This window comes from Microbacterium thalli (assembly GCF_028737325.1).
GTDB lineage: Bacteria > Actinomycetota > Actinomycetes > Actinomycetales > Microbacteriaceae > Microbacterium > Microbacterium thalli.
The window spans coordinates 476,209-500,479 of sequence record NZ_JAQZCH010000002.1 but is presented as its reverse complement, the minus strand read 5'-3'; the positions used below and the strand labels follow the sequence as shown (position 1 = coordinate 500,479).

Annotated in this window: 23 protein-coding genes, 1 tRNA gene and 1 other RNA gene; 12 read left to right on the top strand and 13 right to left on the bottom strand. The window is 69.5% G+C overall.

What is annotated here, in order from left to right; genetic code table 11:
• Positions 1-2: 2 nt before the first annotated feature.
• The 6 genes from opgC to PUW82_RS10245 form a co-directional block, all read right to left on the bottom strand.
• Positions 3-2,504: an OpgC domain-containing protein gene (gene opgC, locus PUW82_RS10270; protein ID WP_274222192.1), complete on the bottom strand. Its 2,502-nt coding sequence runs from the start codon at positions 2,502-2,504 to the stop codon at positions 3-5.
• Positions 2,489-2,908 carry an ATP-binding protein gene (locus PUW82_RS10265; protein ID WP_274222191.1) on the bottom strand — a complete coding sequence of 140 codons (420 nt, stop codon included), beginning with the start codon at positions 2,906-2,908 and terminating at the stop codon, positions 2,489-2,491. Before PUW82_RS10265 ends, opgC begins: the two co-directional genes overlap by 16 nt.
• A complete protein-coding gene (locus tag PUW82_RS10260) occupies positions 2,901-3,236 on the bottom strand; it encodes an STAS domain-containing protein (protein WP_274222190.1) in 336 nt (111 codons plus the stop codon). The genes PUW82_RS10265 and PUW82_RS10260 overlap by 8 nt, the downstream gene beginning before the upstream one ends.
• Before the next feature lie 3 nt (positions 3,237-3,239).
• Positions 3,240-5,168 carry a glycosyltransferase family 2 protein gene (locus PUW82_RS10255; protein WP_274222948.1) on the bottom strand — a complete coding sequence of 643 codons (1,929 nt, stop codon included), beginning with the start codon at positions 5,166-5,168 and terminating at the stop codon, positions 3,240-3,242.
• Between the two features lie 170 nt (positions 5,169-5,338).
• A complete protein-coding gene (locus tag PUW82_RS10250) occupies positions 5,339-6,235 on the bottom strand; it encodes an endo alpha-1,4 polygalactosaminidase (RefSeq protein WP_274222189.1) in 897 nt (298 codons plus the stop codon).
• Entirely contained in the window at positions 6,232-7,521 is a 1,290-nt protein-coding gene (locus tag PUW82_RS10245) for an MFS transporter (RefSeq protein WP_274222947.1), read from the bottom strand. The genes PUW82_RS10250 and PUW82_RS10245 overlap by 4 nt, the downstream gene beginning before the upstream one ends.
• Before the next feature lie 25 nt (positions 7,522-7,546).
• On the opposite strand from PUW82_RS10245, the gene prfB reads away from it, so the two are divergent.
• The 4 genes from prfB (at position 7,547) to smpB (ending at position 11,201) form a co-directional block, all read left to right on the top strand.
• Positions 7,547-8,659, top strand: a complete 1,113-nt coding sequence (gene prfB, locus PUW82_RS10240) for a peptide chain release factor 2 (protein WP_274222188.1) — start codon at positions 7,547-7,549, stop codon at positions 8,657-8,659.
• Positions 8,660-8,740: 81 nt separating this feature from the next.
• Complete coding sequence (ftsE, locus tag PUW82_RS10235) at positions 8,741-9,718, top strand: cell division ATP-binding protein FtsE (protein ID WP_274222187.1); 978 nt, start codon at positions 8,741-8,743, stop codon at positions 9,716-9,718.
• Positions 9,715-10,629, top strand: coding sequence for a permease-like cell division protein FtsX (gene ftsX / locus PUW82_RS10230; RefSeq protein ID WP_274222186.1), 915 nt, complete (start codon positions 9,715-9,717; stop codon positions 10,627-10,629). The genes ftsE and ftsX overlap by 4 nt, the downstream gene beginning before the upstream one ends.
• 95 nt (positions 10,630-10,724) lie before the next feature.
• Positions 10,725-11,201, top strand: a complete 477-nt coding sequence (gene smpB, locus PUW82_RS10225) for an SsrA-binding protein SmpB (RefSeq protein WP_274222185.1) — start codon at positions 10,725-10,727, stop codon at positions 11,199-11,201.
• 59 nt (positions 11,202-11,260) lie between these two features.
• Here the strand turns inward: smpB and PUW82_RS10220 are convergent, their stop codons facing one another.
• Positions 11,261-11,923, bottom strand: a complete 663-nt coding sequence (locus PUW82_RS10220) for an SIMPL domain-containing protein (RefSeq protein WP_274222184.1) — start codon at positions 11,921-11,923, stop codon at positions 11,261-11,263.
• A 132-nt stretch (positions 11,924-12,055) separates the two neighbouring features.
• Between PUW82_RS10220 and ssrA the strand changes: the two genes are divergently transcribed.
• Positions 12,056-12,425, top strand: a transfer-messenger RNA (tmRNA) gene (gene ssrA, locus PUW82_RS10215).
• A 78-nt stretch (positions 12,426-12,503) separates the two neighbouring features.
• Here the strand turns inward: ssrA and PUW82_RS10210 are convergent.
• The 4 genes from PUW82_RS10210 to PUW82_RS10195 all read right to left on the bottom strand — a co-directional run bounded on the left by PUW82_RS10210 (position 12,504) and on the right by PUW82_RS10195 (position 14,505).
• On the bottom strand, positions 12,504-12,662 hold the full coding sequence (locus PUW82_RS10210) for a hypothetical protein (RefSeq protein WP_274222183.1): 159 nt from the start codon (positions 12,660-12,662) through the stop codon (positions 12,504-12,506).
• Between the two features lie 61 nt (positions 12,663-12,723).
• The gene (locus PUW82_RS10205; protein WP_274222182.1) at positions 12,724-13,098 is read right to left on the bottom strand and encodes a nuclear transport factor 2 family protein; all 375 of its coding nucleotides are present in this window, start codon (positions 13,096-13,098) and stop codon (positions 12,724-12,726) included.
• Between the two features lies 1 nt (position 13,099).
• Positions 13,100-13,663, bottom strand: coding sequence for a hypothetical protein (locus PUW82_RS10200; protein ID WP_274222181.1), 564 nt, complete (start codon positions 13,661-13,663; stop codon positions 13,100-13,102).
• Positions 13,660-14,505 carry an inositol monophosphatase family protein gene (locus PUW82_RS10195; RefSeq protein WP_274222180.1) on the bottom strand — a complete coding sequence of 282 codons (846 nt, stop codon included), beginning with the start codon at positions 14,503-14,505 and terminating at the stop codon, positions 13,660-13,662. The genes PUW82_RS10200 and PUW82_RS10195 overlap by 4 nt, the downstream gene beginning before the upstream one ends.
• A 97-nt stretch (positions 14,506-14,602) precedes the next feature.
• Here PUW82_RS10195 and PUW82_RS10190 point away from each other — a divergent pair.
• Positions 14,603-14,678: transfer RNA gene (locus PUW82_RS10190), tRNA-Lys, on the top strand.
• Between the two features lie 126 nt (positions 14,679-14,804).
• On the opposite strand, the gene PUW82_RS10185 is transcribed toward PUW82_RS10190, so the two are convergent.
• Positions 14,805-16,244, bottom strand: coding sequence for an HNH endonuclease signature motif containing protein (locus PUW82_RS10185; RefSeq protein WP_274222179.1), 1,440 nt, complete (start codon positions 16,242-16,244; stop codon positions 14,805-14,807).
• Between the two features lie 112 nt (positions 16,245-16,356).
• Between PUW82_RS10185 and PUW82_RS10180 the strand changes: the two genes are divergently transcribed.
• On the top strand, positions 16,357-17,541 hold the full coding sequence (locus tag PUW82_RS10180; protein WP_274222178.1) for an acetyl-CoA C-acetyltransferase: 1,185 nt from the start codon (positions 16,357-16,359) through the stop codon (positions 17,539-17,541).
• Between the two features lie 36 nt (positions 17,542-17,577).
• Here PUW82_RS10180 and PUW82_RS10175 read toward each other — a convergent pair whose 3' ends face one another.
• Entirely contained in the window at positions 17,578-17,832 is a 255-nt protein-coding gene (locus tag PUW82_RS10175; protein WP_274222177.1) for a hypothetical protein, read from the bottom strand.
• Between the two features lie 81 nt (positions 17,833-17,913).
• On the opposite strand from PUW82_RS10175, the gene PUW82_RS10170 reads away from it, so the two are divergent.
• Genes PUW82_RS10170 through ilvN form a run of 5 tightly spaced genes read left to right on the top strand, consistent with a single transcriptional unit; the run spans position 17,914 to position 24,261 of the window.
• Positions 17,914-19,377 carry an alpha,alpha-trehalose-phosphate synthase (UDP-forming) gene (locus PUW82_RS10170; protein ID WP_274222176.1) on the top strand — a complete coding sequence of 488 codons (1,464 nt, stop codon included), beginning with the start codon at positions 17,914-17,916 and terminating at the stop codon, positions 19,375-19,377.
• Positions 19,374-20,165 carry a trehalose-phosphatase gene (gene otsB, locus PUW82_RS10165; RefSeq protein WP_274222175.1) on the top strand — a complete coding sequence of 264 codons (792 nt, stop codon included), beginning with the start codon at positions 19,374-19,376 and terminating at the stop codon, positions 20,163-20,165. The genes PUW82_RS10170 and otsB overlap by 4 nt, the downstream gene beginning before the upstream one ends.
• A gap of 29 nt (positions 20,166-20,194) precedes the next feature.
• Positions 20,195-21,901: a dihydroxy-acid dehydratase gene (ilvD, locus tag PUW82_RS10160; protein ID WP_274222174.1), complete on the top strand. Its 1,707-nt coding sequence runs from the start codon at positions 20,195-20,197 to the stop codon at positions 21,899-21,901.
• 46 nt (positions 21,902-21,947) lie between these two features.
• The gene (locus tag PUW82_RS10155) at positions 21,948-23,750 is read left to right on the top strand and encodes an acetolactate synthase large subunit (RefSeq protein WP_274222173.1); all 1,803 of its coding nucleotides are present in this window, start codon (positions 21,948-21,950) and stop codon (positions 23,748-23,750) included.
• Position 23,751: 1 nt separating this feature from the next.
• Positions 23,752-24,261, top strand: a complete 510-nt coding sequence (gene ilvN / locus PUW82_RS10150; protein ID WP_071918201.1) for an acetolactate synthase small subunit — start codon at positions 23,752-23,754, stop codon at positions 24,259-24,261.
• Positions 24,262-24,271 lie beyond the last annotated feature (10 nt).

Below are 24,271 nucleotides of genomic sequence, written 5' to 3'. Positions count from 1 at the left end.
CCTCAGCGGGGGATCACCGAGAAGAGGAACTTCCGCTTCACCATCAGCAGGATGATGGCGATGACAGCCGTGTGGATGAGCGTTCCCTGCCAGAAGCTCTGGCGGTCGAGGCCGGGGATGTTGGCGACGGCGAGCACGAAGAACACGTGCACGATGAAGACGTACAGGCTCGCCTGACCCAGCGGGATCCACAGCCAGCCCATGATCCTGTCGATCGGCTTCCACGCGACGGTCAGCACCGCGTAGCTGCTGACGAGGACCAGCGGCAGGTCGATGAGCCGGCCCCAGTTGAGGTCGATGCGCTGGTAGCCCGAGTCGTACAGCATTGCGTACAGGTCGGCGGGGAACGGCGTGGGCGTGAACCCGTACCGGTCGCCCGCCCAGAGGTAGACCAGGAACCCGGCGTACGCGACGACGAACACGCCGACGAGGATCTTGCCCGGCCGCGAGGTGAGTGCGGCGATGATCTGGCGGCGGTAATACCCGATCACGAGTCCGTGGGTGAAGAGCACCTGCCAGGCCAGCAGCGGGAACACCGCGTTGAACTGCGACGGCAGCGGCGCGAAACCGGGGACGAATACGTGCACGGCGTACAGGCCCCAGCTCAGGGCGAGCACGAGCCACCACATCCGCCGCTTGATCAGCCACATGATCGCCGGGTAAGCGAGGCTCAGGACGACGAACAGGCCCATGATGTTGAAGGGCCATGGCCCCATCTCGAGCAGCAGGAACTGGCGCACCGCGTACCACGGCGGCGGGTAGTCGAGCAGGCGGTCGGCGTTCGGGTACAGGTCGTAGACCCGGCCCGTCGTGGCCTCGCCGTCGGCGCCCGTGCCCCGGTCGGTGAACGTCGTGACCGGGGTGGCGTCGATGAACGGCACGAAGCTGAGGATGAAGACGATCAGGATGACGGCGAGCGCGACGAGGTATTGCTTGCGCGCTCGAGCCCAGGCGCCGACGGCGGCGGCCCATTCGCCGCCGCGTCTGACGGCCGCCGGGAAGACCATGCCCAGCACGATGCCGCTGAGCAGGACGAACAGCTCGGCACCGGTGATCGCGCCGATGACGTTCAACGACGCGAGGGAGTACGGACTCAGCACCTCGATGTGCGTGACGACGACGACGATGATGACGAAGCCGCGCACCATGTCGATGCGGAGGTCGCGCGTGGCCGAGTCGTCGGGGTAGCGCCACGCGGGACGCAGCCGCCCGATGACGCCCGAGAGCAGGAAGGCGATGGCCAGGACCGCGGCGCTGCCGGTGATCCAGTTCATCTCGTCGTTGCCCTGCCGCACCTGGACGGTGCTCGCGGAGCCCTCCTGCGGCGTGATGACCTGCGTGATCGGACCCCACCGCACGCCCGCGGCGTCGAGGTCGGTGCGCAGCGCGCCGGCCAGTTCGCTCGACGCGGTCACCCGCCAATCGACCTCTTTCGCGCCCGCCTCGGCCTCGGTCCGGACCGTCTCGAGCCACGTGATCGCGTTCAGGCGGGGATGGGATGCCGCTTCGGCCAGCACCTGCCGCCACCAGCCCTGCTTCACCGCGAGCTCGGAGTCTCCGGTCAGGGCGAAGTCGTACAGGGCGCCGGTGTCGAGCAGCAGCGGCCGGTCCTCGTCGACGGCGAAGCGGTCGTAGAACGACGCCGGTTGGGGCACCGTGTAGCCCCACCGTTCCGCGAAGCGCTCAGCCACCTCGCCTGGCTCGGGGGCCTCATTGCCCTGCAGGGGAACATCTCGGCCGGCGGCGGCACCGGCCTCGCCCTTGCCGAAGTAGAACATCGTGAGCCCGACGCGGTCGACCGCATCGGGGTCGGGGAAGTAGGGGCCGTACGGGTCGTCGGCCTCGGTGAGCAGGCCGTCGCCGTCGGTGTCGAGGAGGCGCCGATCGGTCGCGGTGAGTTCCTCGAGCCGCCCGTCCGCCCGCTCGAACGGGTAGCCCGCACCGTACGAGGGAGCCCACACCATCTCGGCATCCGAAGCACCGTCGTGAACGACGTCGGCGACTGTCTCGAACGCGCGGACGAACTCTCGCGGCTGCTGGCCCCACTCCTCCCACGACCCGTTCATCTCGGGCGCGAAGCGGACGAGCTGGTGCGTGTCGTAGTCGCGGTTGATGCGCTCGAGCATCTCGTTGAACGCGATGGCGTCGTCGCGGGTGAGATCGCCGAGGATGGTCCGCGGTTCCATGCTCAGCACCAGGACGGCGCCCTGAGCCGAGGCGGACGTCGCCGCGCGCATCCAGTCCTGACGCGCCCGCTCATCGAGGGGGTACGACAGCCGGATCGAATACATCGCGGGGGTCTCGCCGAGCCGGTCGGCGTACCCGTCGGGCCCGTCGGCGCCCCAGTCGAGTTCGGCGCCCCACCAGAGCCCGTCGTCCGCGGAAACGTCCGCGGGGTCGTCGGCGGCCGCCTGGGCGGCGGGAGCTGCGATGAGCATCACCGCGACGGCCAGGCCGATCGCCGACAGCATCCCGCCGATGGCGCGCTTCAGCCTCGCCGGCACTCGATGCTCCAGATGTTCCGCCCGCCCTCGTGGCGGTACTCCAGCCGGTCGACGCTGGCGAGCGCGAGGGCGAGCCCGCGGCCGTCCTCGGCGCCCTCTTCCGCCATCGTCACCGCGCTGAGGTCGAGCTCGGCGGGCTGAGCGTCATCCTGGAACGTGGCCGTCAGCATCGCCTCGTCGGCGACGAGCTGGACCGTGAAGTGGCGCCCTTCGGCACCGCGAGCGGCAACGGTGTGCTCGACGATGTTGCCCGCGATCTCGACCACGGCGGTCTCGAACGCGAAGCGGACACGGGGGTCGACGTCGCCGGCCTCCTCGAACCACTCCAAGAGCAGGTCGTGGACCGCCTCGACGCTCTCGAGCGAGACGTCCGCGAGGAGCGAGCGCTCGATCTTCTCAGTCAACGAGCGCCTCCTCGACGGTCGCGCGGGGCCGCAGCACGCGGTCGAGGTTGGTCAAGCCGAGCACCATCGTGATCTGCTCGGTGGGCGCCGCGAGCCGCAGGTCGCCGCCGGCTTGGCGCGCGGACTTCAGGCAGGCCACGAGCGCGCCCAGCCCCGACGAGTCGATGAACTGCAGATCTGACAGGTCGACGACCACCAGGGCGTCGGGCGCGGCGCTGATCTCCTCGTTGACCCGCTCGCGGAACTCGCGCGCCGACACCATCGTCAGGCGGCCGTGCGGTCGCACGACCCGACCGTTGTCTCGCACGTCGATATCGAGATCGATCATGGGTCAGTTCTCCTTCAGTTCGAGGTCCGAGGGCGGCGTGTAGAGCACGGCGCGGATGATGATGCTGAACACCATGAGGTCGTACAGCACCCAGACGATGTTGATGAGCGGGGCGATGCCTTCGGCCTGACCCACCGCGTAGCGGATGGCGACCGCGACGAGCGAGAGCACCAGTGCGGCCATCGCGATGAGCTGCGGTCGCACGAGATCCCAGCGTGGGCGTCCCTCGGTCGCGCGGGTCTTGGGCGTGACAGAGAAGCCGAGCGCGCGGCCCCGGTACACGTTGCCGAACGCCGTGGTGACGGATTGAATCCACACCGGGAACAGGGCGAGCGAGTACTGGGCGCCGCGCCATGTGGGCCTGCCGTTGGCCACGACGAGGAACAGCAGCTGGTTGAGGACGAAGAACGGGATGAAGCGGGCGAAGAAGTCCACGCTCCAGGCCTGCACCGGCATGACGCCGAACGAGAGGTACAGCACCGGCGCGGCGATGTACACGATGCCGGCGAAACCGGCCAGGTAGCTCCACATGGTGCCGAAGTACATGATGCGCTGACCCCAGCTGAGGCCGCGCTGCACGAGCGGGTTCTCGCGGAACATGACCTGCATCGTGCCCTGCGCCCAGCGCAGTCGCTGCGTGAGCATGGTCGGCAGGTCTTCGGGCGCGAGGCCCACCGCGAGCACCTCGTCGTGATAGACCGACTTCCAGCCCAGGCCGTGCAGCCGCATCGACGTCGCCATGTCTTCGGTGACCGAGATGGTGGCCAGCGGCATGATCGCCTGCGCCTCTTCGTCGCGGCCGACCTCGAACGACGAGACCAGCATGCTGATGGATTCCAGCGCTCCGAGCGGTGAGAGGCTGCGGTCGCCGAGCGCGTCGAGGGTCACCTCGTCGATCACCGCCAGCGCCTCGGTGTCGCCGGTGATCTCGGCGAGGGCGCGCAACTCGTCACGGACGCTCGCCATGTCCTGATCGGTGAGTTCGCGGCGCACCCGATCGATGCGTGCCTGGAAGGCGTAGGTCACGTCCGCGAGCGCATCGCCGCGGGCGATCTCCACCTTGACCTCGTCGAGGGCCGCGCCGACCGCGTCGAGCGCCGACGCGATGCGCGGGTCGCCGCCGTGCTCCTGGCGGGCGCGGTTGAGAATGCGGCGCGAGGACCGCACGCCGCGGTTGACGGCGAGAGTCACCTCGTCGACGTAGCGGGAAACGCCCAACTGCATCAGGGCCTCGCGGCGCAGGATGGCGTTCGAGCCGCAGAAGAACGCGGCGTTCCAACCGTCCTTCGACTGCTGGATGGGGCCGTAGAACAGCGGCGCCTGGCTGCCGAGCGGGTCACTGGGGGGAACGTTGACGAACCACTGCGGCGTCTGCACCAGTGCGACGCCGTCGTCCTCGAACCACCCCAGCGTCCGGTCGAGGATCTGCGGCTTGGGTACCTGGTCGGCGTCGAGGATGAGCAAGAACTCGCCCTCGGTCACCATGAGCGCGTTGTTGAGGTTGCCCGCCTTCGCGTGCCGCGGGCGGTCGCTCCAGGCTTGCGAGCGCGTGATGACGCCGATGCCCTCGGCCTCGGCCAGCGCGCGCAGCTCGGGGCGGTCGCCGTCGTCGAGAATCCAGGTCTGATGCGGGTAGCGGATGTCGAGGGCCGCGCGTGCTGTGCGCATGACGAGGTCGAGGGGCTCGTTGTACGTCGTCACCAGGACGTCGACGGTGACGGGCCGCGTGATCGGCGGAGCCTCGTGGCGCTCGCGCAGGCGCCACGCTCCGAGCGCGAAGATCAGCGAGTCGATGAGGCTATAGGTCTCGGCCACGACGAGGGGGACCGCGATCCACCACGCCTCCCAGTTCACGGAGGCGAGCCAACGCCAGGTGACGTAGTTGATGCCCGAGACGGCCGCGAGCACGATGACGAGTCGGATCAGCGCCATCCGGCGCGTCGCCGAGCGCTCGCGACGCGCGCTCTCGCGTCGCGTCTCGTGTCGATGCACGGTCGTCTCGAAGACCATCGATCTCCCTCGGTCGCTCAGCAACTTATCCGGCAGCCCAGAGTGGCATGAAATGGCTTGCGCGGCGACGACGAGTCAGACGAAGATGTGCCTCAGCAATGCCTGGCGATGTGCTGAGGATCGCTTTCGACGGTCAGGTCGCGGTCGCGCAGCACGACGGATCGCGGTGTCGCCGGGTCGGCGCAGATGGTCGACCAGGAGCGCGGCAGGTTGTCGGTGTACTCGATATCGACCACCGCGTCGCCGTACACGGCGGTGTACTCGCCGCACTCGGCGTAGGCCGCGCACTCCTCGACGACGGCGAAGTCGAATCCCGCCTCTTCGCGCAGGCGCGCGGCGTACTCGGCGGCGTTCTTCTGTCCGGCCGCAAGCCCTGCGTCATGGGCCACCCCGACGAAGGCGCTCGCGAGGGCGAGGTTCGCCTCGACATCGAGCAGACCCTCGGAGCGGGTGAACGAGTCGAGGTTGTCGAACTCCACCGCGTCGAACCCCGCCTCCGCGCAGCCGCGGATCCACGGCTCGACGCGGGAGAGGATGCGGTCGCGCTTCTGCGTCGTCGAGGTGTCGAGCAGGATCTCGTCCGGCCAGTCCGGGTCGGCAAGCGGCTCGCCGGCGACGGTCAGCATCAGATCCGGCTCCCACAGCTGCTGTTCGTTCGGCTGGGTCTGGAACCCGTTCACGTAGCAGATCGAGTAGCGGCCCTCCGCGGGTTCGGCTTCGCGGTCGCGTCCCACGATCCCCACACCCGCGGCCGGCTCGTATGCGCCGCCCAACTGGTAGTCCGGGCGCGCGCCGGCGGGCGGCGGAACCACCGCGCCTGCCGGCGATGTGTCGGCGGTGACCTCGCCGGCGTCCGGGACAGGCGGGGGAGCGGCATCCGTTTCGATGTTCGAGCAGCCGACCAGCGCGGTGAGCCCGACGAGCATGGCACCGGTGGCGAGAGTCGTCGCAACGTGCGCGGCGGAGCGGCGGGTGCGCGACCGTGTCATGGTCGGTCCTCGCTCGGACGCCGCGGCACGAACCGCGGCACCCAGCGGATGAACCCGAGCGCCCCCACGAGCCCCAGGCCGCCCATGACCACCGCCGCGACCGGCAGCGACGCGACCGCGGTGATGCCCGAGACCAGCAGGGGAGCGGCGGCGCCGCCGGCGTCGGTCAACGTGCGCCACGAACCAAGGAACGGCGCCGGATTCGCGGTGGGAGCGACATCGGCGCCGAGGGTCAGCAAGATGCCGCTCGAGAGGCCGTTGCCGACACCGAGAACCGCGGCGAAGAGCGCGAACCACAGCTCCGGCTGCGCGCTGGCCGCCGTCAGCCCCAGCGCGATGAGGCCGGAGCCCATCAGGAGCATCGCCGGCAGAGCGGCCCACAGCCGTCCGAACCGGTCCATCACCTGACCGCTGGCGTAGAAGAGCGCGAAGTCGATCGCCCCCGAGACGCCGACCACGAGGGCGATCGTCGACCCGTCGAGGCCGATCGCGACGCCCCACAGCGGCAGCAGGACCTGGCGGGTCGAGCGCAGCGCCGACAGCGATGCCGCCGCCACGCCGAGGCGCGCGAGCACGTCGCGGTTGCGCCACGCGGTGCGCACGACGCCGGTGCCGGGTGTCCGGCGGGTGCGGACGGGGGCGGTCGTGATCGCTTCGCCGTCGACGGTGCGGGCGATGGCGGGCGGGGGCCCGAGCCGCTTCTCGGGCTCCGGCCCGAAGGCGACGAGGACGATCATCGCGATGAGGCAGACGCCGAAGAACCAGATCGTCGCGTGCTCGTCGCCGAAGATCCACAGCAGCGCCGCCGCGATGAACGGGCCCACGAACATTCCGAGCCGGAAGCTCCCGCCCAGCAGCGACAGGGCGCGGGCGCGGAAGGTCAGCGGCACGCGCGTCGTCATGAACGCGTGCCGGGCGACGCCGAACGCGGCCGCGCAGATGCCGATGAGGAAGACGGATGCCGCGAACACGCCGAGCGCGGGGGCGAGGGCCATCGCGCCGACGCCGACGAGAGCGAGCAGTCCGGCGATGATCATCGTCGCGCGTTCGCCGATGCGGGCCACGGCCCACCCCGCGGGGATGTTGCCGCAGAGCTGGCCGACGACGAGGGCCGAGGCGACGAGTGCCGACGTGGCGACGTCGGCACCGAGCTGCACCGCGATGACGGGGATGAGGGGGATGACCGCTCCCTCGCCGAGACCGAACAGGGTGGTGGGCCCGTAGATCATCGGAGCGAGTCGCCAGAGAACCCGACGGATCGGCTCGTTGTCGTCGCTGGCTGGCATCTGTTCCACGTTACTCTGGAGTGCCATGCTCGAATTCGATATCTCCGCCGACATCCAGGCCTTGCGCTCCACGTTCGCCGACATCCAGGCCGTGGTCGACGTCGAGGCACTCCAGGCCGAGATCGCTCGCCTGTCCGACGAGGCCGGTGCCCCCGACCTCTGGGACGACGTCGAGAAGGCGCAGAAGGTCACCAGTGCGCTGAGCCACCGGCAGGCCGAGCTCAAGCGCGTCAAAGACGTCGAGCGTCGCCTCGACGACCTCGACGTCCTCGTCGAGCTCGCGCTCGAGATGGACGACGAGGAATCCGCCGACGAGGCGCGCAAGGAACTCGCTCAGCTCGAGGACGTCATCGGCCAGCTCGAGGTGCAGACCCTCCTCGACGGCGAGTACGACGAGCGCTCCGCCGTGGTGACGATCCGCTCGGGTGCGGGCGGCGACGACGCGACCGACTTCGCCGACATGCTGCTGCGCATGTACCTGCGTTGGGCCGAGCGCCACAAGTACCCGGTCAAGATCATGGACACCTCGTACGCCGAGGGCGCGGGCATCAAGTCGGCCACGTTCCAGGTCGACGCGCCGTACGCCTACGGCACGCTGTCGGTCGAGGCCGGAACGCACCGCCTCGCGCGCATCAGCCCGTTCGGCTCGGCCGACAAGCGCCAGACGAGCTTCGCCGCCGTCGAGGTCATCCCCGTGATGGAGGAGGCCGTCGAGGTCGACGTCCCCGAGAACGACATCCGCGTCGACGTGTTCCGCTCCTCCGGGCCCGGCGGTCAGTCCGTCAACACCACCGACTCGGCCGTCCGCATCACCCACCTCCCCACGGGCATCGTCGTGTCGATGCAGAACGAGAAGTCGCAGATCCAGAACCGCGCCGCGGCGATGCGCGTCCTGCAGACCCGCCTCATGCTGCTGCAGCGCGAGGAGGAGGCCGCGAAGAAGAAGGAGCTAGCGGGCACGATCACCGCGAGCTGGGGCGACCAGATGCGCTCGTACTTCCTCTACGGGCAGCAGCTTGTGAAGGACCTGCGCACCGGGCACGAGGTCGGGAACCCCGCCACTGTGTTCGACGGCGACCTCGACGGATTCATCGCCGCCGGCATCCGGTGGCGCAAGCGCAAGGACGACGACGCCTGATCGTCCCCTGACGTGCGGATGCCGCGGCGCGCGGGTGTCGCGTTCGGCTTCCGCGGCACCGCCGCTTAGGCTCGTCGAGTCATGATCCGGTTCGAACACGTCAGCAAGCGGTATCGCGGCACCTCGAAGCCCGCGCTCAGCGATGTCGACTTCGAGATCCAGCGCGGCGAGTTCGTCTTCCTCGTCGGCGCCTCCGGGTCGGGCAAGTCGTCGTGTCTGCGGATGATCCTGCGCGAGGATGTCGCGAGCGAGGGGCGCGTCGTCGTCCTCGGCCGCGACCTGCGGGGTCTGTCGACGCGGAAGGTCCCGTACTTCCGCCGGCACATCGGCGCCGTCTTCCAGGACTTCCGGCTGCTGCCGAACAAGACCGTCTTCCAGAACGTCGCGTTCACGCTGCAGGTCATCGGCTCATCGCGCGCGTTCATCTCGCAGGCCGTGCCCGAGGCGCTCGCGCTCGTCGGTCTGGCCGGCAAAGAGAAGCGTCTTCCCCACGAGCTGTCGGGTGGTGAGCAGCAGCGCGTGGCGATCGCCCGCGCCATCGTGAACCGTCCGCAGGTGCTGCTTGCCGACGAGCCCACCGGAAACCTCGACCCCGCGACATCCGTCGACATCATGCAGTTGCTCGCGCGGATCAACGCCAACGGTACGACGGTGGTCATGGCCACGCACGAGGCCGGCTTCGTCGACCAGATGCAGCGCCGCGTCATCGAGCTCAGCGGCGGCGTCATGGTGCGCGACGAGGTGGGCGGCGGGTACGGCGACACCTCGGCTCTTCCGAGCCTGAAGCCGGAGCCGGTCAGAGGCGCCGCGGCCGTCGCGGCGCTGACGGCGGTGCTCGAGTTGCAGCGCGAGATCGCCGAGACGCCGCCGACCGCGCATGTCCCCGACGAGCCCGACACCGTCTCGGAACCGCCCCCGCCCGTCGGTGAGTCCACGCGTGCGATCCCGATCGTGGCGCCGGACATCGACCTGGCGGGGCTCGGGCTGCCCGACGTCGCCAAGAAGCTGGGTCTCGGTCAGAGCGATGACCGGCGCGACGAAGTGGGGCCCACGTCATGAGAGTCGGTCTGATCCTCGGCGAGGCCCTGACGGGACTGCGCCGCAACGCCTCGATGGTGATCTCCGTCGTGCTCGTGACATTCGTGTCGCTGACCTTCGTCGGCGCCGCGATGCTCATGCAGATGCAGATCGGCAAGACGAAGGACTACTGGGTCGATCGCGCTCAGGTCGCCGTCTACATGTGCCGCGAGGATGCATCCGTTCAGAACTGTGCCGACGGCGCGGCCACGGAGGAGCAGCTCGCAGCCGTCGCCGAACGGCTCTCGTCTCCGGCGCTCGAGGGTGTCGTCAGCGGCGTCCGGTTCGAGAGCAGCCAGGAGGCGTACGACAACGTCCTGAATCTCATGGGGCAGGACTACTCCGAGTTCGTCAGCGCCGAACAGCTCAACAACACGTACTGGGTCAATCTCGTCGATCCATCGCAGAGCGACGTGATCAGCGAGGCCTTCAAAGACTTCGACGGTGTCGAAGAGGTCGCGAACCAACTGCAGTACCTCGATCCGCTCTTCTCGGCGCTGACCGTCGCCACCTATGTCGCGATCGGTATCGCTGGGCTCATGCTGATCGCCGCGGTGCTGCTGATCGCCACGACCATCCGACTGTCGGCCTACGCGAGGCGCCGCGAGCTCGGCATCATGCGCCTCGTCGGAGCATCCAACCGGTTCATCCAGACGCCATTCATCCTCGAGGGCGTCTTCGCGGCGCTCATCGGATCGGCGCTCGCCAGTGTCGCGATCGTCGCGATGGTCCAGTTCGGCGTGGGGCAGTACCTGTCGTCGCAGATCGACTTCGTGACGAACTGGGTGAATCTGGGCGATGTGGCGCTCGTCGTCCCGGCCGTCATCGTGCTCGGTGTTCTGCTGGCGGCGGTCTCGGCGGGCTTCGCGATCCGTCGGTGGCTGCGCGCCTGACTTCGCGGCGGCGTGAGGTCATGCGGTGGCCGCGTGGCCGCTGCTGCCCGTAGACTGTAGGGCTGCGCCCGTGCAGCACAGGAAGGAGGCGCGCCATGCCGAGGGAACAGGGTGAGAAGCTCGTCGCGAGCAACAAGCGCGCCCGCCACGACTACGCGATCGAGAAGACCTACGAGGCCGGCCTCGTGCTGACGGGCACCGAGGTGAAGTCGCTGCGTCAGGGGCGCGCCAACCTCACCGACGGGTATGCCTACATCGACAACGGGCAGGCCTTCCTCGACGCGGTCAACATCCCCGAGTACTCGCAGGGTCACTGGACGAACCACGCCGCCAAGCGCACCCGCAAGCTGCTGCTGCACAAGGAAGAGATCATCAAGCTGTCCCACGCCGTCAGCGCGGGCGGTTACACGCTCGTCCCGCTGCGCCTGTACTTCTCGGACGGACGCGCGAAGGTCGAGATCGCGGTGGCGAAGGGTAAGCGCGAGTTCGAGAAGCGTCAGACCATCCGCGAGCGCGAGGACAAGCGCGAAGCCGAACGCGCTATGCGCTCGCGCAACCGCCTCGGCGACTGATCCGGTCGCCCCGTCACGTCGGCCGCTTCGCGGCGGCCATCAGCGGGTCGGCCTCGCCGTCACCGGGCGATGAAACGACCCTCGACGGCTGCTGAGACGACGATCTCGGTAGGGCGTAGATCGATGCCGCCGCTGGCGCCGTCTGCCGCCAGCAGGGCAGTGCGGGTGAACGCGGACGCCGGGGGCGCGGCATCCGCACCGCTGAGCAGCCCGACGTCGGCGATCTCGGTCGGCTCGACGGATCCGAGGCCGAGGGCTGCGGCGTAGGCCGAGGCGCGCGAGACGGCGACCCCGACGGCGGTGGTCGCCAGCTCGCGCTCGATGCGCGTGCGCGTGGCGGGGGAGAGGTGCCACTCGACGTGAGCGATCCGCACCGTCGCGTCGTCGGCGAGCGTGCTCACCCACTCGCCGAGGGCCGCCACGTCTGCGAAGGTCGCGGTGAACGCGATCGTCGCCTGGTGGCGCAGCTCCGGCGCACGGCCGTCGGGTTCCCACGGGCGGTCGGACCAGACCGAGGTCGTACCGCTCGACCAGGCCGTCACCGCGCCGTGGCCGTGAAGTACGTCGAGCCGCTCGCGCATCGAGGCGGCGGAGGCGCTGGCGCGGGCCACGACGTCCTCCCGCTCGGCGCCCTCGGTCGCCACGCTCGCGGACACCTGGGCGAGCTCGGGAGCCGTGCGCTGCTCGGCTTCGCCGCGGACGGAGATGAGGATGTCGGCCATGAGCCGACTCTAGGGCGCGGCCCCGGGAATGGCGTGGGAACACGATCGGTTGTAGTCTGTAGTGCTTGGGTGCTGCGGCATCCGAGGGAACAACTCCACAGTGCGACAGCGGCCCTTCACACGAAGGCTCATGGGGATGATCGGTTTCGACATCGCCTGTGTGTCGGCGAGAAGCGGGCCGAGGATGCAGAGTTATCTCGTTAACGATCTCTGTAAACCAATAAGTGCCGAATCCAAGCGCACTGACTTCGCTCTCGCTGCCTAAGCGAGCCCGATAGTCCGTCAGACCGTGTGTGATCCCGCCACGGACCCTGGCGTCATCTAGGGATCTTGCTGCGTGACGGCGTCCGGACGTCACGCGGGACTCTTCCCGGACTGGGCCCGTCGACTTATGTGTCTGTACTGAAAGTCGGGGCCGAGCAGAACGCCTCTACAGACTGCGCCCGGAGAAGACGCCGTATCTCAGCGATGGACGGGGGTTCGATTCCCCCCATCTCCACCATTGCCGCTGTCGCAGCAGAAGAAGGGGCCCGAGGGTCGCGTGATCGCGATTCTCGGGCCCCTTCGTCGTTCGTGCGGGTCAGGTCTTGTTGCGGATCGAGCGCATCAGCCAGGCGATGACGGCGAGGACGATGATCGCGATACCGACGAACAGCAGGAACTTCACCGCCTCGACGAAGATTCCGGTGAACAGCAGCGCGATGCCGATGATGATGAGGATGATCGCAAGTGCAGGCATGTTCTGATTCTGCCTTCGCCGACCGAACGGCGCACGTCCTTGACCTCGACCCTCGCGGGCTCTAGGGGCGGGTTCCGTCCGAGAGATCCGTGCCCTGGTGGAAGCGCAGGGTGGGCGCGTCGCCGGTCGTGTCCCAGATCGACGAGTGGCGGCTGATCCGGCTGCCGGCGATCACCCGGAACGTCACCAGCACGGCGTCGGCACCCAGCGGCTGGAATGTCCATTCGTCGGTGTCGGGGGTCGGCCGCGTCGGTTCTTCGACGAGGTCGACGAGCAGGTCGGCACGCGTCCAGAGCCGGCCGGATCGACCGATCTCGGTGAAATCGGGATGCAGCAGTTCACGCAGACGTCGCGCGTCCTGGCGGACCGAAGACGTGAGCAACGCGATCTCGGCGTCGCGGATGCGGTCGGCCACGTCGGTGATGGTCTCGATCATCTCAGCGCCGCTCGATCACGACGAGGCCCTGCTTGACGTCCGCGACCTGCACATACCCTTCGCCGAAGAAGTAGGTCATGCCGTAGCCGTCGGCGTCGATGTTCAACGCGAACGCCGGGTCTTCCGTGAGGTAGACGCCGTCGGTGCCCTCTTCGCGGATCCAGCCGGCGGCCTCGAGCGACTGCTCGGCGTCGGTGGTCTCTTCCGCGGTGAGCGGCGCCCACCCGAACTGCAGGATGTTGCCGCCCGGCTCGGCCGGGTTCGTCCACAGGCACGACACCCCGTCCTCGATCGGCATCTCGCCGATGAGGAAGGGCTCCTGCTTGTACTCCCAGCCCTGCGATTCGAGCTCCTCGAAGCTGGCCGGTCGGATGATGTTCTCGCACGTCGGGTCGGGAAGAGCCGGCGTGGATGCGGTGGCTTGCGGGGTCGCGACCGGCGACGACGGGGCCGCTTCGGCCGGCGGGGTGGTCTGGGCGGGGTCGGGAGCACCGCAGCCGGCCAGCAGTCCGAGCCCGGCGATGAGGCCGAGCGCGGCGGCGGCTCGGCCGTGTGGGCGGGTCACGCGTCGGCTCCGACCGCGCGGGTCTCGCGCAGCAGCTCGAGGTAGGTGGCGTGCAGGGTGCCGTTGGTGGCGAGCGACGAGCGCGTCGACAGGGTCTCGTTACCGTCGATGTCGGTGAAGCGGCCGCCGGCCTCGGTCACGATCGGCACGTGGGCGGCGATGTCGTACTCCTTGACGCCGAACTCCGCGACGAACTCGAGGCGCCCCTCGGCGAGCAGCATGTAGGGCCAGGCGTCGCCGTAACCGCGGTCGCGCCACACGCGGCGCGAGAGTGCGAGCAGCTGGTCCGCGCGACCGACCTCGTCCCACTGGCGCAGGCTCTGGAAGCTGATGCTGGACTGTTCGATGTCGTCGACGGCGGAGACGAAGATCCGTCGCGGCGCGGTGTCGCCCGGAACGTTCGTCCACGCGCCGTGGCCCGTGGCGGCCCACCAGCGCCGCCCGATCGCGGGCTGGCTGGCGACGCCGACGCGCGGGACACCGTCGATCGCCAGCGCGATGAGGGTCGTCCACATCGGGATGCCCTTGAGGTAGTTCGCAGTGCCGTCGATGGGATCGATGATCCACTGGCGGCGCGTGTCTCCGGAGGTGCCGTACTCCTCGCCGAGCACGCCGTCGTCCGGCCGTTCGGCCGCGAGGAGCTCGCGGATGGCCCGTTCGGTGGCGAGGTCGGCCTCGGTGACATGCGAGGCGTCCGCCTTCACCTGGATGTCCAGGTCGGACGCGTCGAAGCGGGCCATGCTGACGGCGTCCGCTGCATCGGCGAGGCGCAGGGCGAGCGCAAGATCCGCGCTCAGGTCATCGACGATCGGGTCGGTCCGATCCGGGGTGGTGGGGGTCACGGGTCCAGGATACGACGCGCGCGGCTTTCCCCCGATTCGCGAGAGCAGTCGCGAGGTGGTAACGTTTCTCCTCGGTTCGCTTCACTGCGAACAGCCTGCACCTCTAGCTCAATCGGCAGAGCAACTGACTCTTAATCAGTGGGTTCTCGGTTCGAGTCCGAGGGGGTGCACCAGCACGAAGGCCCTGCAACTCTCGCCAGTTGCGGGGCCTTCGTGTGTTGAGCCCTCGTGGGCGCGCAAGGACACCGGTGGTGTCTGTGTCCGTGTCTGCGTCGGATGCTGCCGGGTCCCGGTCGTCGTCAGAACGGCGGGGTGGTGCCCGGCGACACGCCCGAGCGCGGGATGCCGTCTCGACGGGACTGCCCGATATCGATCGCGAACGCGACCAGCGGCGGTGGTGCGTCTTCGCGGTAGATCCTCCCGGTGGGGGAGGTCCACACGAGGAGTCCGCCGGCGAGCTGTTTGACGCGCCAGCGGGTGTGGTGTTTGACGTCGTGGTGGCGTTTGCAGAGGTGGGCGAGGTTGCCGGCGCAGGTGGGTCCGCCGTCGGATGCCGCGTGGGTGTGGTCTATCTCGCAGCGGATGGCGGGTTGTCGGCATCCGGGGAATCGGCAGTGCCGGTCCCGTGCTCGGAGCAGTCGCCGCATGGCGGCGGTGGGTTGGTAGGTGTCGCATTCCAGGACGGTTCCGGTGACGGGGTGGGTGAGGAGTCGGTCCCAGGCGGTGTTGTCGCCGGCGAGTTTCCGAGCGGTGGCGGCGTCGATGGGGGAGCGTCCCACGAGGTCGGCGGGCCCGTCGTCCTCGCCGGTCAGGGTGAGCGCCGAGACAACGACCTGTACCTTCGCCCGGATCGCCCCGAGCGCGCCGTTGCCGTCCCCGTCAGCGGTGGGGTCGAGCGCGGGTGCCCCGGCGAGCAGCAGGTCGGCGAACACGTCGGCGCGGACCTGGTCCATCGTGCGGGTGTCCGCCGCGAACGACGAGCCGTGCGGCGCGTCTGCGTCTGCGTCTGCGTCGGCTTCGGCGGCCGCGCCGCCCGCGCCCGCTTCGCCCGCGTCGCCCGCGTCCGCTCCGGCCGCGTCGGCCTGCGGGCGGGCGTCGATGATCTCGCGGGCCTGTCGCGTCAGCCGGTCAACGACCCCTTCGGCGATCACGGTCGGCAGCGTCGCGATCAGGTCCGACATCCCGTCCGGCCCCGCCTGCACGCGCACGCACCGCCCCGCTGCAGCCGCTTCGTGCCGCTCGGTGAACGAGCGCGGATGCAGCCTCTCCGCGAGGTGCACCAGAGCGTCCCGCACGCGGTTGGGCGTCTCACCTTCGCACCGCTCGATCGCCGCCTGCTCGAACTCGCCCCGCACCTGAGCCGGCACCGCGCACCCCACGTCTTGGATCACTCGGACGTGTCCGCGGGTGATGCGTCCGGCCGCCCAAGCCTCCATCGTTGCCGGGTAGTTCTCGACGAGATCCTGCGCTTCGTCGATGCGGCGTTGCAGCGTGCGGTCGGTCGCCGCGAACACCCCGGCGAGCTCCGCGGCGATCCCGCGTAACGCCATCTCGTGGCTTTGCACCCGCTCCGACGCCCCCGCGGCTTGCTCTCGCGCGAGTCGGCCCGCCGCAGCCAGCACCCGCACTTCGCGGATCTGGCCCGCGCGGACCACGTCGACCGCGCCCTCGGCATCCGCCACGAGCGCGGCCAGCACGGCGGCATCCGCGTCGCTGCCGAATCCCGCACTCGAAGACATGTTCGAATCGTGCCATGGGCCTCCGACATCGCGGGATCACTTTCCCCCGCCGGTCGTGCGGCCGCCCGCGCCCCGCAACCCGCCGTGGCTGCAGCGCTCGTAGGCTGGGGGGATGGCCACTCCTGAGATCGTCATCGTCGCCGCCGCCCGCACGCCGCAGGGCCGCCTGCAGGGCGCGCTGTCGAGCGTTTCCGCCCCGGAGCTCGGCGGCACGGCGATCGCTGCTGCCCTCGATCGCTCGGGCGTTCCCGCGGGATCGGTCGACGCCGTGATCATGGGGCAGGTGCTGCCCGCCGGCAACGGCCAGAACCCGGCTCGCCAGGCTGCGCTGGCCGGCGGGATCGGGTGGGACGTCCCCGCGTCGAGCGTCAACAAGGTGTGCCTCTCGGGGCTGACGGCGATCATCGACGGCATCCGCATGATCGCGCTCGGCGACGCCGACGTCGTCGTCGCGGGCGGCATGGAGTCGATGAGCCGCGCGCCGCACCTGCTGCCGGGCTCCCGTTCGGGGTGGAGCTACGGTTCGGTCGAGGTGCTCGACCACGCGGCCTTCGACGGCCTCACCGACGCATACGACCGCGAGAGCATGGGAGCGTCCACCGAGCGCCTCAACCCCCGTTTCTCGGTGTCGCGCGAGGACCAGGACGCTGCGGCCGCCCGATCGCACCAACGCGCCGCAGCCGCCGCCGGAGAGGGACGATTCGACGCCGAGATCGCCCCGGTCACGGTGCCGCAGCGTCGCGGTGAGCCGGTGCTCGTCGACACCGACGAGGGCGTGCGGCCCGATACGACGGTCGAGACCCTTGCGCGCCTGCGCCCCGCCTTCTCGGCGGACGGCTCGATCACCGCGGGCAACGCCTCGCAGATCTCCGACGGCGCCGCCGCGGTCGTGCTCACCACCCGCGAGCGCGCGGAGCGCGAAGGGTGGGCGGTACTCGCTGCGGTCGGGGCGAACGGACAGGTCGCCGGGCCCGACAACTCGCTGCACGAGCAGCCCGCTGCGGCGATCGAGCGAGCCCTCGCGAAGCAGGGGATCGCGGCATCCGATCTCGACCTGATCGAGATCAACGAGGCGTTCGGCGCGGTCGTCGCGGCATCGGTGCGCCGGCTCGGCGTGTCGGACGACGTCGTCAACGTCGACGGCGGCGGGATCGCTCTCGGGCACCCGATCGGTGCGTCCGGAGCGCGGCTCGTGGTCCATCTCGCGCACGAGCTCGCGCGCCGCGGGAGCGGCACGGCCGCGGCCGGACTCTGCGGCGGCGGCGGTCAGGGCGAAGCGCTCATCCTCACTCGCTGAGGTCTCGCGCAGTCGCGGGGGATGAGCGCCGCGGCCTCAGCGGTTGCCCTTGACGCGCTTGCGGAACAACTCGTCGCGGTCGACGCTCGAGTCGCCGTCGATGAGGCGGCCGCGGGCACCCCGGTAGCTGTCGACGACGGCGCCGATGGCGAGGGCGAACGTGATGCCCCAGCTGAGCCACGCCAGCGCCGTGCGCCAGGTGAAGGGCTCGTCGCTGCGAGCGGCGCGCAGCAGCGTGATGCCGCCGGTGATCGACGAGAGGAGACCGGTGCCGAAGAGGTACTTGCGCATAGCACAAACGTAGTCGCCCGCAGAGGTGGGAGGGTGCGCCGCTAGGCTGTGCCTACCGCCGATCGCAGCCTGGAGGCATGCATGAGCACCGCTGATTTCGTCGTCGTCGCCAACCGCCTGCCGGTTGACCGGAACACGGATGGTGGTGACGGAGGCGAGTGGCGTCGCTCGCCGGGAGGACTCGTCACCGCGCTCGAGCCGGTCATGCGCAGCACCGAGGGCGCGTGGGTCGGATGGCCGGGCAAGGCCGACCTCGAGTTCGATCCCTTCGACTTCGACGGGATGCACCTGGTGCCGGTCCCGTTGTCCGCCGATGACGTCGCCGACTACTACGAGGGCTTCTCGAACGACACGATCTGGCCGCTCTACCACGACGTCATCGCCGCGCCCCGCTACCGCCGCAACTGGTGGGAGGCCTACCAGCGCGTCAACCTCCGCTTCGCCGAGGCGACCGCCGCCGTCGCGGCGCAAGGCGGCACGGTCTGGGTGCAGGACTACCAGTTGCAGCTGGTGCCCAAGCTGCTGCGCGACATGCGACCCGACCTGACGATCGGGTACTTCCACCACATCCCGTTCCCCGCCTACGGGCTCTACTCGCAGCTGCCCTGGCGCAAGCAGGTGCTCGAGGGGCTGCTCGGCGCCGACGTCATCGGGTTCCAGCGAGTGGCCGACGCCGGCAACTTCGCCCGCGCGGTCCGTCGCCAGCTGCGGTACGAGACCCGGGCGAGCGGCATCCGTGTTCCCACCTCGGACGGCGGGCACCGGACGGCGCTGGCGAAGGCCTTCCCGATCTCGATCTCGACCGACGACTACATCGAGCTCGCGCAGCGCCCTGACATCCAGGCGCGCGCCGCGGAGATCCGCGAAGACCTCGGCAACCCGAAGAAGGTGCTGCTCGGCGTCGACCGCCTCGATTACACCAAGGGCATCCGTCACCGGCTGAAGGCCTTCGGCGAGCTCATCCAGGACGGTCGGTTGAGCGTCGAGGACGTCACGCTCGTGCAGGTCGCGAGCCCCAGCCGGGAGCGCGTGGAGTCGTACGTCCAGCTGCGCGACGAGATCGAGCTCACGGTGGCCCGCATCAACGGCGACAACGACACCTGGGGTCACAGTGCCATCCGGTACATGCACCAGGCCTTCCCGCGCGAAGAGATGGTCGCGCTGTTCCTCGCCGCCGACGTGATGCTCGTCACCGCGTTGCGCGACGGGATGAACCTCGTCGCCAAGGAGTACGTCGCCAGCCGCATCGACAACAAGGGGGTCCTGGTCCTCAGCGAGTTCGCCGGCGCCGCGGACGAGCTCGCGAGCGCGGTCCGGATCAACCCGCACGACATCGACGGGCTCAAGGACGCGATCGTCCGCGCCGTCGAGATGCCCACCGCCGAGCAGGGGCGCCGGATGCGTGCCCTCCGCAAGCGGGTGCGCGAACACGACGTCGACGACTGGTCGCGGTCCTTCCTCGAGGCGCTCACAGCCGCCGCGGGCGGGCACGGCATCACGAACCGTTCGGTCTCGACCGTCGACGAGCAGCAGGAGGAATCATGAGCGACGCATCGTCCCGCCCCACCGAAGACCTGGCGACGGCGGTCGCCCGCGGCACCGACGCGCGTCACCTGCTCGTGGCGCTCGATTTCGACGGCACCCTCGCGCCCCTGGTCGATGAGCCCATGTCGGCGCGGATGCTGCCGGCGGCGCGCGACGCACTGACGCGCCTGGCGTCGCTGCCCGACACGACCGTCGCGCTGGTGTCCGGTCGTACGCTCGCCCACCTCGCCGAGATCTCGGAGCGCGAGCCGGACTCGCGCATCCACCTGGCGGGCTCGCACGGGGCCGAGTTCTGGCACCCGGGCGGCGCGGACGACGCGGATGTCGACGACGCGGGCACGCTGCGTGACTCGCTGGCCGACCGCGCCGAGGCGATCATCGCCGATACGGCGGGCGCCTGGATCGAGCGCAAGCGGTTCGGGTTCGCCCTGCACACACGCCTCAGCGATCCGCAGCGAGCAGCCGATGCCGCCGCGCGGATCGATGAGCTCGTGCGCGCCGAGGCGCCCGAGTGGCGTCGCCGAACGGGCCAGGACATCCTCGAGTTCGCCTCGCGTCACGAGGGCAAGGACGCGGCGGTGCGCCGTCTGCGCGAGCTGGTCGACGCGGACGTCGTGCTCTTCGCCGGCGATGACGTCACCGACGAGGACGCTCTCGCTTCACTCGGGGCCGGTGACATCGGCATCCGAGTCGGCGGGGGAGAGAGTGTGGCGGCCTACCGGGTGGCGGATGCCGCTGAGCTCGCGGCGCTGCTGGGCCGGCTCGCCGAGGCCCGCGCGGGCCGATGAGCCCGGGGCGTCGGGCATAGAATTCGAGCATGCCCGACAGCTCCGAGACCATCGACATCAAGCCGCGCAGTCGTGCCGTCACCGACGGCATCGAAGCCACGACCTCCCGAGGCATGCTGCGTGCCGTCGGCATGGGCGACGAGGACTGGGACAAGCCCCAGATCGGCATCGCCTCGAGCTGGAACGAGATCACCCCCTGCAACCTGAGCCTCGACCGGCTTGCGCAGGGCGCCAAAGAGGGCGTTCACGCCGGCGGCGGCTACCCCCTGCAGTTCGGCACCATCTCCGTCTCGGACGGCATCTCGATGGGCCACGAGGGCATGCACTTCTCGCTCGTCTCGCGCGAGGTCATCGCCGACTCGGTCGAAGCCGTCATCATGGCCGAGCGCCTCGACGGCACCGTGCTGCTCGCGGGCTGCGACAAGTCGATCCCCGGCATGATGATGGCCAGCGCGCGCCTGGGCCTCTCGAGCGTCTTCCTCTACGCCGGCTCGACGATGCCGGGCTGGGTCAAGCTCAGCGACGGCACCGAGAAGGACGTCACGATCATCGACTCCTTCGAAGGCGTCGGCGCCTGCCGCGCCGGCAAGATGAGCGAAGCCGACCTCAAACGCATCGAGTGCGCCATCGTCCCCGGTGAAGGTGCCTGCGGCGGCATGTACACCGCGAACACGATGGCCTCCGTCGGTGAGGCGCTGGGTCTGAGCCTGCCGGGCTCCGCCGCCCCGCCCTCGGCCGACCGGCGCCGCGACTACTACGCGCACCGTTCCGGCGAAGCCGTCGTCAACCTCCTGCGCCAGGGCATCACGACGAAGGACATCCTGACGAAGGAGGCCTTCGAGAACGCGATCGCCCTCGTCATGGCCCTCGGCGGGTCGACCAACGCCGTCCTGCATCTCCTCGCCATCGCCCGCGAAGCCGAGGTCGACCTGAGTCTCCACGACTTCAACCGCATCGGCGACAAGACGCCGCACGTGGCCGACATGAAGCCGTTCGGTCAGTACGTCATGAACGACGTCGACCGGCACGGCGGCATCCCCGTCGTCATGAAGGCGATGCTCGACGAGGGGCTGCTGCACGGCGACGCACTCACCGTCACGGGCAAGACCCTCGCCGAGAACCTGCGCGAGCTCGACCCCGAGCCGCTCGACGGCAAGGTCATCCACACGTTCGACAACCCGATCCATGCCAGCGGTGGCATCACGATCCTGCACGGCTCGCTCGCCCCGGAAGGCGCGGTCGTCAAGACCGCCGGCTTCGACGCCGCCGTGTTCGAGGGTCCGGCCCGCGTGTTCGAGCGCGAGCGTGCGGCGATGGATGCCGTCGCCGCCGGCGAGATCGAACCGGGCTCGGTGATCGTCATCCGGTACGAAGGCCCCAAGGGCGGCCCCGGCATGCGCGAGATGCTGGCGATCACCGCCGCCATCAAGGGCGCTGGCCTCGGAAAAGATGTACTACTCTTGACGGACGGACGATTCTCAGGCGGCACAACCGGCCTGTGCATCGGCCACATAGCACCCGAGGCGGTGGACGCAGGTCCCATCGCATTCGTGCGCGATGGTGATCTGATACGGGTCGATATCGCGGCTCGCTCCCTCGACCTACTCGTCGACGAGGCTGAGCTGAACGCTCGCCGAGACGGCTGGGCACCTCTTCCCCCGCGCTATACCCGTGGCGTTCTGGCCAAGTACTCCAAGCTCGTGCGTTCCGCCGCGGAGGGCGCGACCACCGGCTGACTTCGGCTCCGACATCGACTCCTCTTCTTCAGCGAGGTTCACCACCATGTCCACCGACATCTCCGCGGCCATTCCCCGGCCGCCGTCCCGCACCCCCTCTGCTCCCGTCCTCACGGGCGCCGAGGCGGTCGTCCGCTCGCTCGACAACCTCGGTGTGTCCGATGTCTTCGGGCTGCCCGGCGGCGCGATCATGCCCGTCTACGACCCGCTCATGGACGACGAGGCGGTCCGCCACATCCTCGTCCGTCACGAGCAGGGGGCCGGTCATGCCGCCGAAGGCTACGCCGCGGCATCCGGCCGTACCGGTGTGGCCATCGCCACCTCCGGTCCCGGCGCGACCAACCTCGTCACCGCGATCGCCGACGCCTACATGGACTCGGTGCCGCTCGTGTGCATCACCGGTCAGGTGTTCTCGACCCTCATGGGGACGGATGCCTTCCAGGAAGCCGACATCGTCGGCATCACGATGCCGATCACGAAGCACTCGTTCCTGGTGAAGACCGCCGAGGAGATCCCCGGCGCGATCGCCGCCGCGTTCGAGATCGCCTCGACGGGGCGTCCCGGCCCGGTGCTGGTCGACATCACCAAGGACGCGCAGCAGGCCTCGGCTCCGTTCGTCTGGCCGCCGAAGGTCGACCTGCCGGGTTACCGTCCGGTCACGAAGGCCCACGGCAAGCAGATCCAGGCAGCGGCCCAGCTGCTGGCTGAATCCCGCAAGCCCGTGCTGTACGTCGGGGGCGGCGTCATCCGCGGTGGCGCCTCCGACGAGCTGCTGACGCTCGCCGAGGCGACGGGTGCGCCGGTCGTCACGACTCTGATGGCGCGTGGCGCGTTCCCCGACTCGCATGCACAGCACCTGGGCATGCCCGGCATGCACGGCACGGTGCCCGCCGTGCTGGCGCTGCAGGAGTCCGACCTCATCATCGCGCTGGGTGCACGCTTCGACGACCGCGTCACCGGTAAGGCGGCGCTGTTCGCACCCCACGCCAAGGTCGTCCACGTCGACATCGATCCCGCCGAGATCTCGAAGATCCGGTTCGCCGACGTGCCGATCGTGGGCGACGTCCGCGACGTGCTCGTCGATCTCGAGGCGGCGTTCCGCGGCGTGATCGGCGACGGTCAGCCCGACACCGCCGAGTGGTGGGCGTACCTCGATGGACTGCGTGAGGAGTTCCCGCTCGGCTACGCACCGACCACCGACGGCCTGCTGTCGCCGCAGTACGTCATCCAGCGCATCGGCGAGCTCACCGGACCCGAGGGCGTCTACGCCTCGGGTGTCGGTCAGCACCAGATGTGGGCGGCGCAGTTCATCAAGTACGAGCGTCCGAACTCGTGGCTCAACTCCGGCGGCGCCGGCACGATGGGCTACGCCGTTCCCGCGGCGATGGGCGCGAAGGTCGCGCAGCCCGAACGTGTCGTCTGGGCGATCGACGGCGACGGCTGCTTCCAGATGACGAACCAGGAGCTCGCCACCTGCGTCATCAACCAGATCCCGATCAAGGTCGCGATCATCAACAACTCCTCGCTCGGCATGGTGCGGCAGTGGCAGACGCTGTTCTTCGACGGCCGTCACTCGAACACCGACCTCAACACCGGTCACGGCACCGCGCGCATCCCCGACTTCGTCAAGCTCGGCGAGGCGTACGGCTGCCTCGCCATCCGGGTCGAGACCGAGGACCAGATCGACGATGCCATCAAGCTCGCCCTCGAGACGAACGACCGCCCCGTGGTGATCGACTTCGTCGTGAGCGCCGACGCGATGGTGTGGCCGATGGTCCCGCAGGGTGTCAGCAACAGCTACATCCAGTACGCCCGCGAGCACGCGCCCGCATTCGACGAGGAGGACTGAGATGTCACGCCACGTGCTGAGCCTCCTGGTCGAGGACAAGCCGGGTCTGCTCACCCGCGTCGCCGGGCTCTTCGCCCGTCGCGGCTTCAACATCGAGTCCCTCGCCGTGGGCGTGACCGAGGTGCCGGGCCTTTCGCGCATCACGGTCGTCGTCGACGTCGAGGAGCTGCCGCTCGAGCAGGTGACCAAGCAGCTCAACAAGCTCGTCAACGTCATCAAGATCGTCGAGCTCGACTTCTCGTCGTCGGTGCAGCGAGAGCACATCCTCATCAAGGTGCGCGCCGACAACCAGACCCGGTCGAACGTCATCGAGGTGGCGAACCTGTTCCGCGCCGCGATCGTCGACTACGCGCCCGACGCGCTCGTCGTCGAGGTCACCGGCGACCGGGGCAAGATCGACGCCATCCTGCGAGCCTTCGAGCCGTTCGGCATCAAAGAGCTCGCGCAGTCGGGCCTGCTCGCCATCGGGCGCGGCGGCAAGAGCATCACCGAGCGCGTCCTGCGCGGCTGACCCTACGAAC

Coding starts and splice junctions, on each gene's coding strand:
- PUW82_RS10180 (WP_274222178.1), top strand. CDS start 16,357: ATGGCCACTCCTGAGATCGTCATCGTCGCCGCCGCCCGCACGCCGCAG.
- PUW82_RS10185 (WP_274222179.1), bottom strand. CDS start 16,244: ATGTCTTCGAGTGCGGGATTCGGCAGCGACGCGGATGCCGCCGTGCTG.
- PUW82_RS10250 (WP_274222189.1), bottom strand. CDS start 6,235: ATGACACGGTCGCGCACCCGCCGCTCCGCCGCGCACGTTGCGACGACT.
- ilvN (WP_071918201.1), top strand. CDS start 23,752: ATGTCACGCCACGTGCTGAGCCTCCTGGTCGAGGACAAGCCGGGTCTG.
- ilvD (WP_274222174.1), top strand. CDS start 20,195: ATGCCCGACAGCTCCGAGACCATCGACATCAAGCCGCGCAGTCGTGCC.
- ftsX (WP_274222186.1), top strand. CDS start 9,715: ATGAGAGTCGGTCTGATCCTCGGCGAGGCCCTGACGGGACTGCGCCGC.
- otsB (WP_274222175.1), top strand. CDS start 19,374: ATGAGCGACGCATCGTCCCGCCCCACCGAAGACCTGGCGACGGCGGTC.
- ftsE (WP_274222187.1), top strand. CDS start 8,741: ATGATCCGGTTCGAACACGTCAGCAAGCGGTATCGCGGCACCTCGAAG.
- PUW82_RS10170 (WP_274222176.1), top strand. CDS start 17,914: ATGAGCACCGCTGATTTCGTCGTCGTCGCCAACCGCCTGCCGGTTGAC.
- PUW82_RS10205 (WP_274222182.1), bottom strand. CDS start 13,098: ATGATCGAGACCATCACCGACGTGGCCGACCGCATCCGCGACGCCGAG.
- PUW82_RS10155 (WP_274222173.1), top strand. CDS start 21,948: ATGTCCACCGACATCTCCGCGGCCATTCCCCGGCCGCCGTCCCGCACC.
- PUW82_RS10255 (WP_274222948.1), bottom strand. CDS start 5,168: ATGGCGCTGATCCGACTCGTCATCGTGCTCGCGGCCGTCTCGGGCATC.
- smpB (WP_274222185.1), top strand. CDS start 10,725: ATGCCGAGGGAACAGGGTGAGAAGCTCGTCGCGAGCAACAAGCGCGCC.
- PUW82_RS10210 (WP_274222183.1), bottom strand. CDS start 12,662: ATGCCTGCACTTGCGATCATCCTCATCATCATCGGCATCGCGCTGCTG.
- PUW82_RS10220 (WP_274222184.1), bottom strand. CDS start 11,923: ATGGCCGACATCCTCATCTCCGTCCGCGGCGAAGCCGAGCAGCGCACG.
- PUW82_RS10175 (WP_274222177.1), bottom strand. CDS start 17,832: ATGCGCAAGTACCTCTTCGGCACCGGTCTCCTCTCGTCGATCACCGGC.
- PUW82_RS10260 (WP_274222190.1), bottom strand. CDS start 3,236: ATGATCGATCTCGATATCGACGTGCGAGACAACGGTCGGGTCGTGCGA.
- PUW82_RS10245 (WP_274222947.1), bottom strand. CDS start 7,521: ATGCCAGCCAGCGACGACAACGAGCCGATCCGTCGGGTTCTCTGGCGA.
- prfB (WP_274222188.1), top strand. CDS start 7,547: ATGCTCGAATTCGATATCTCCGCCGACATCCAGGCCTTGCGCTCCACG.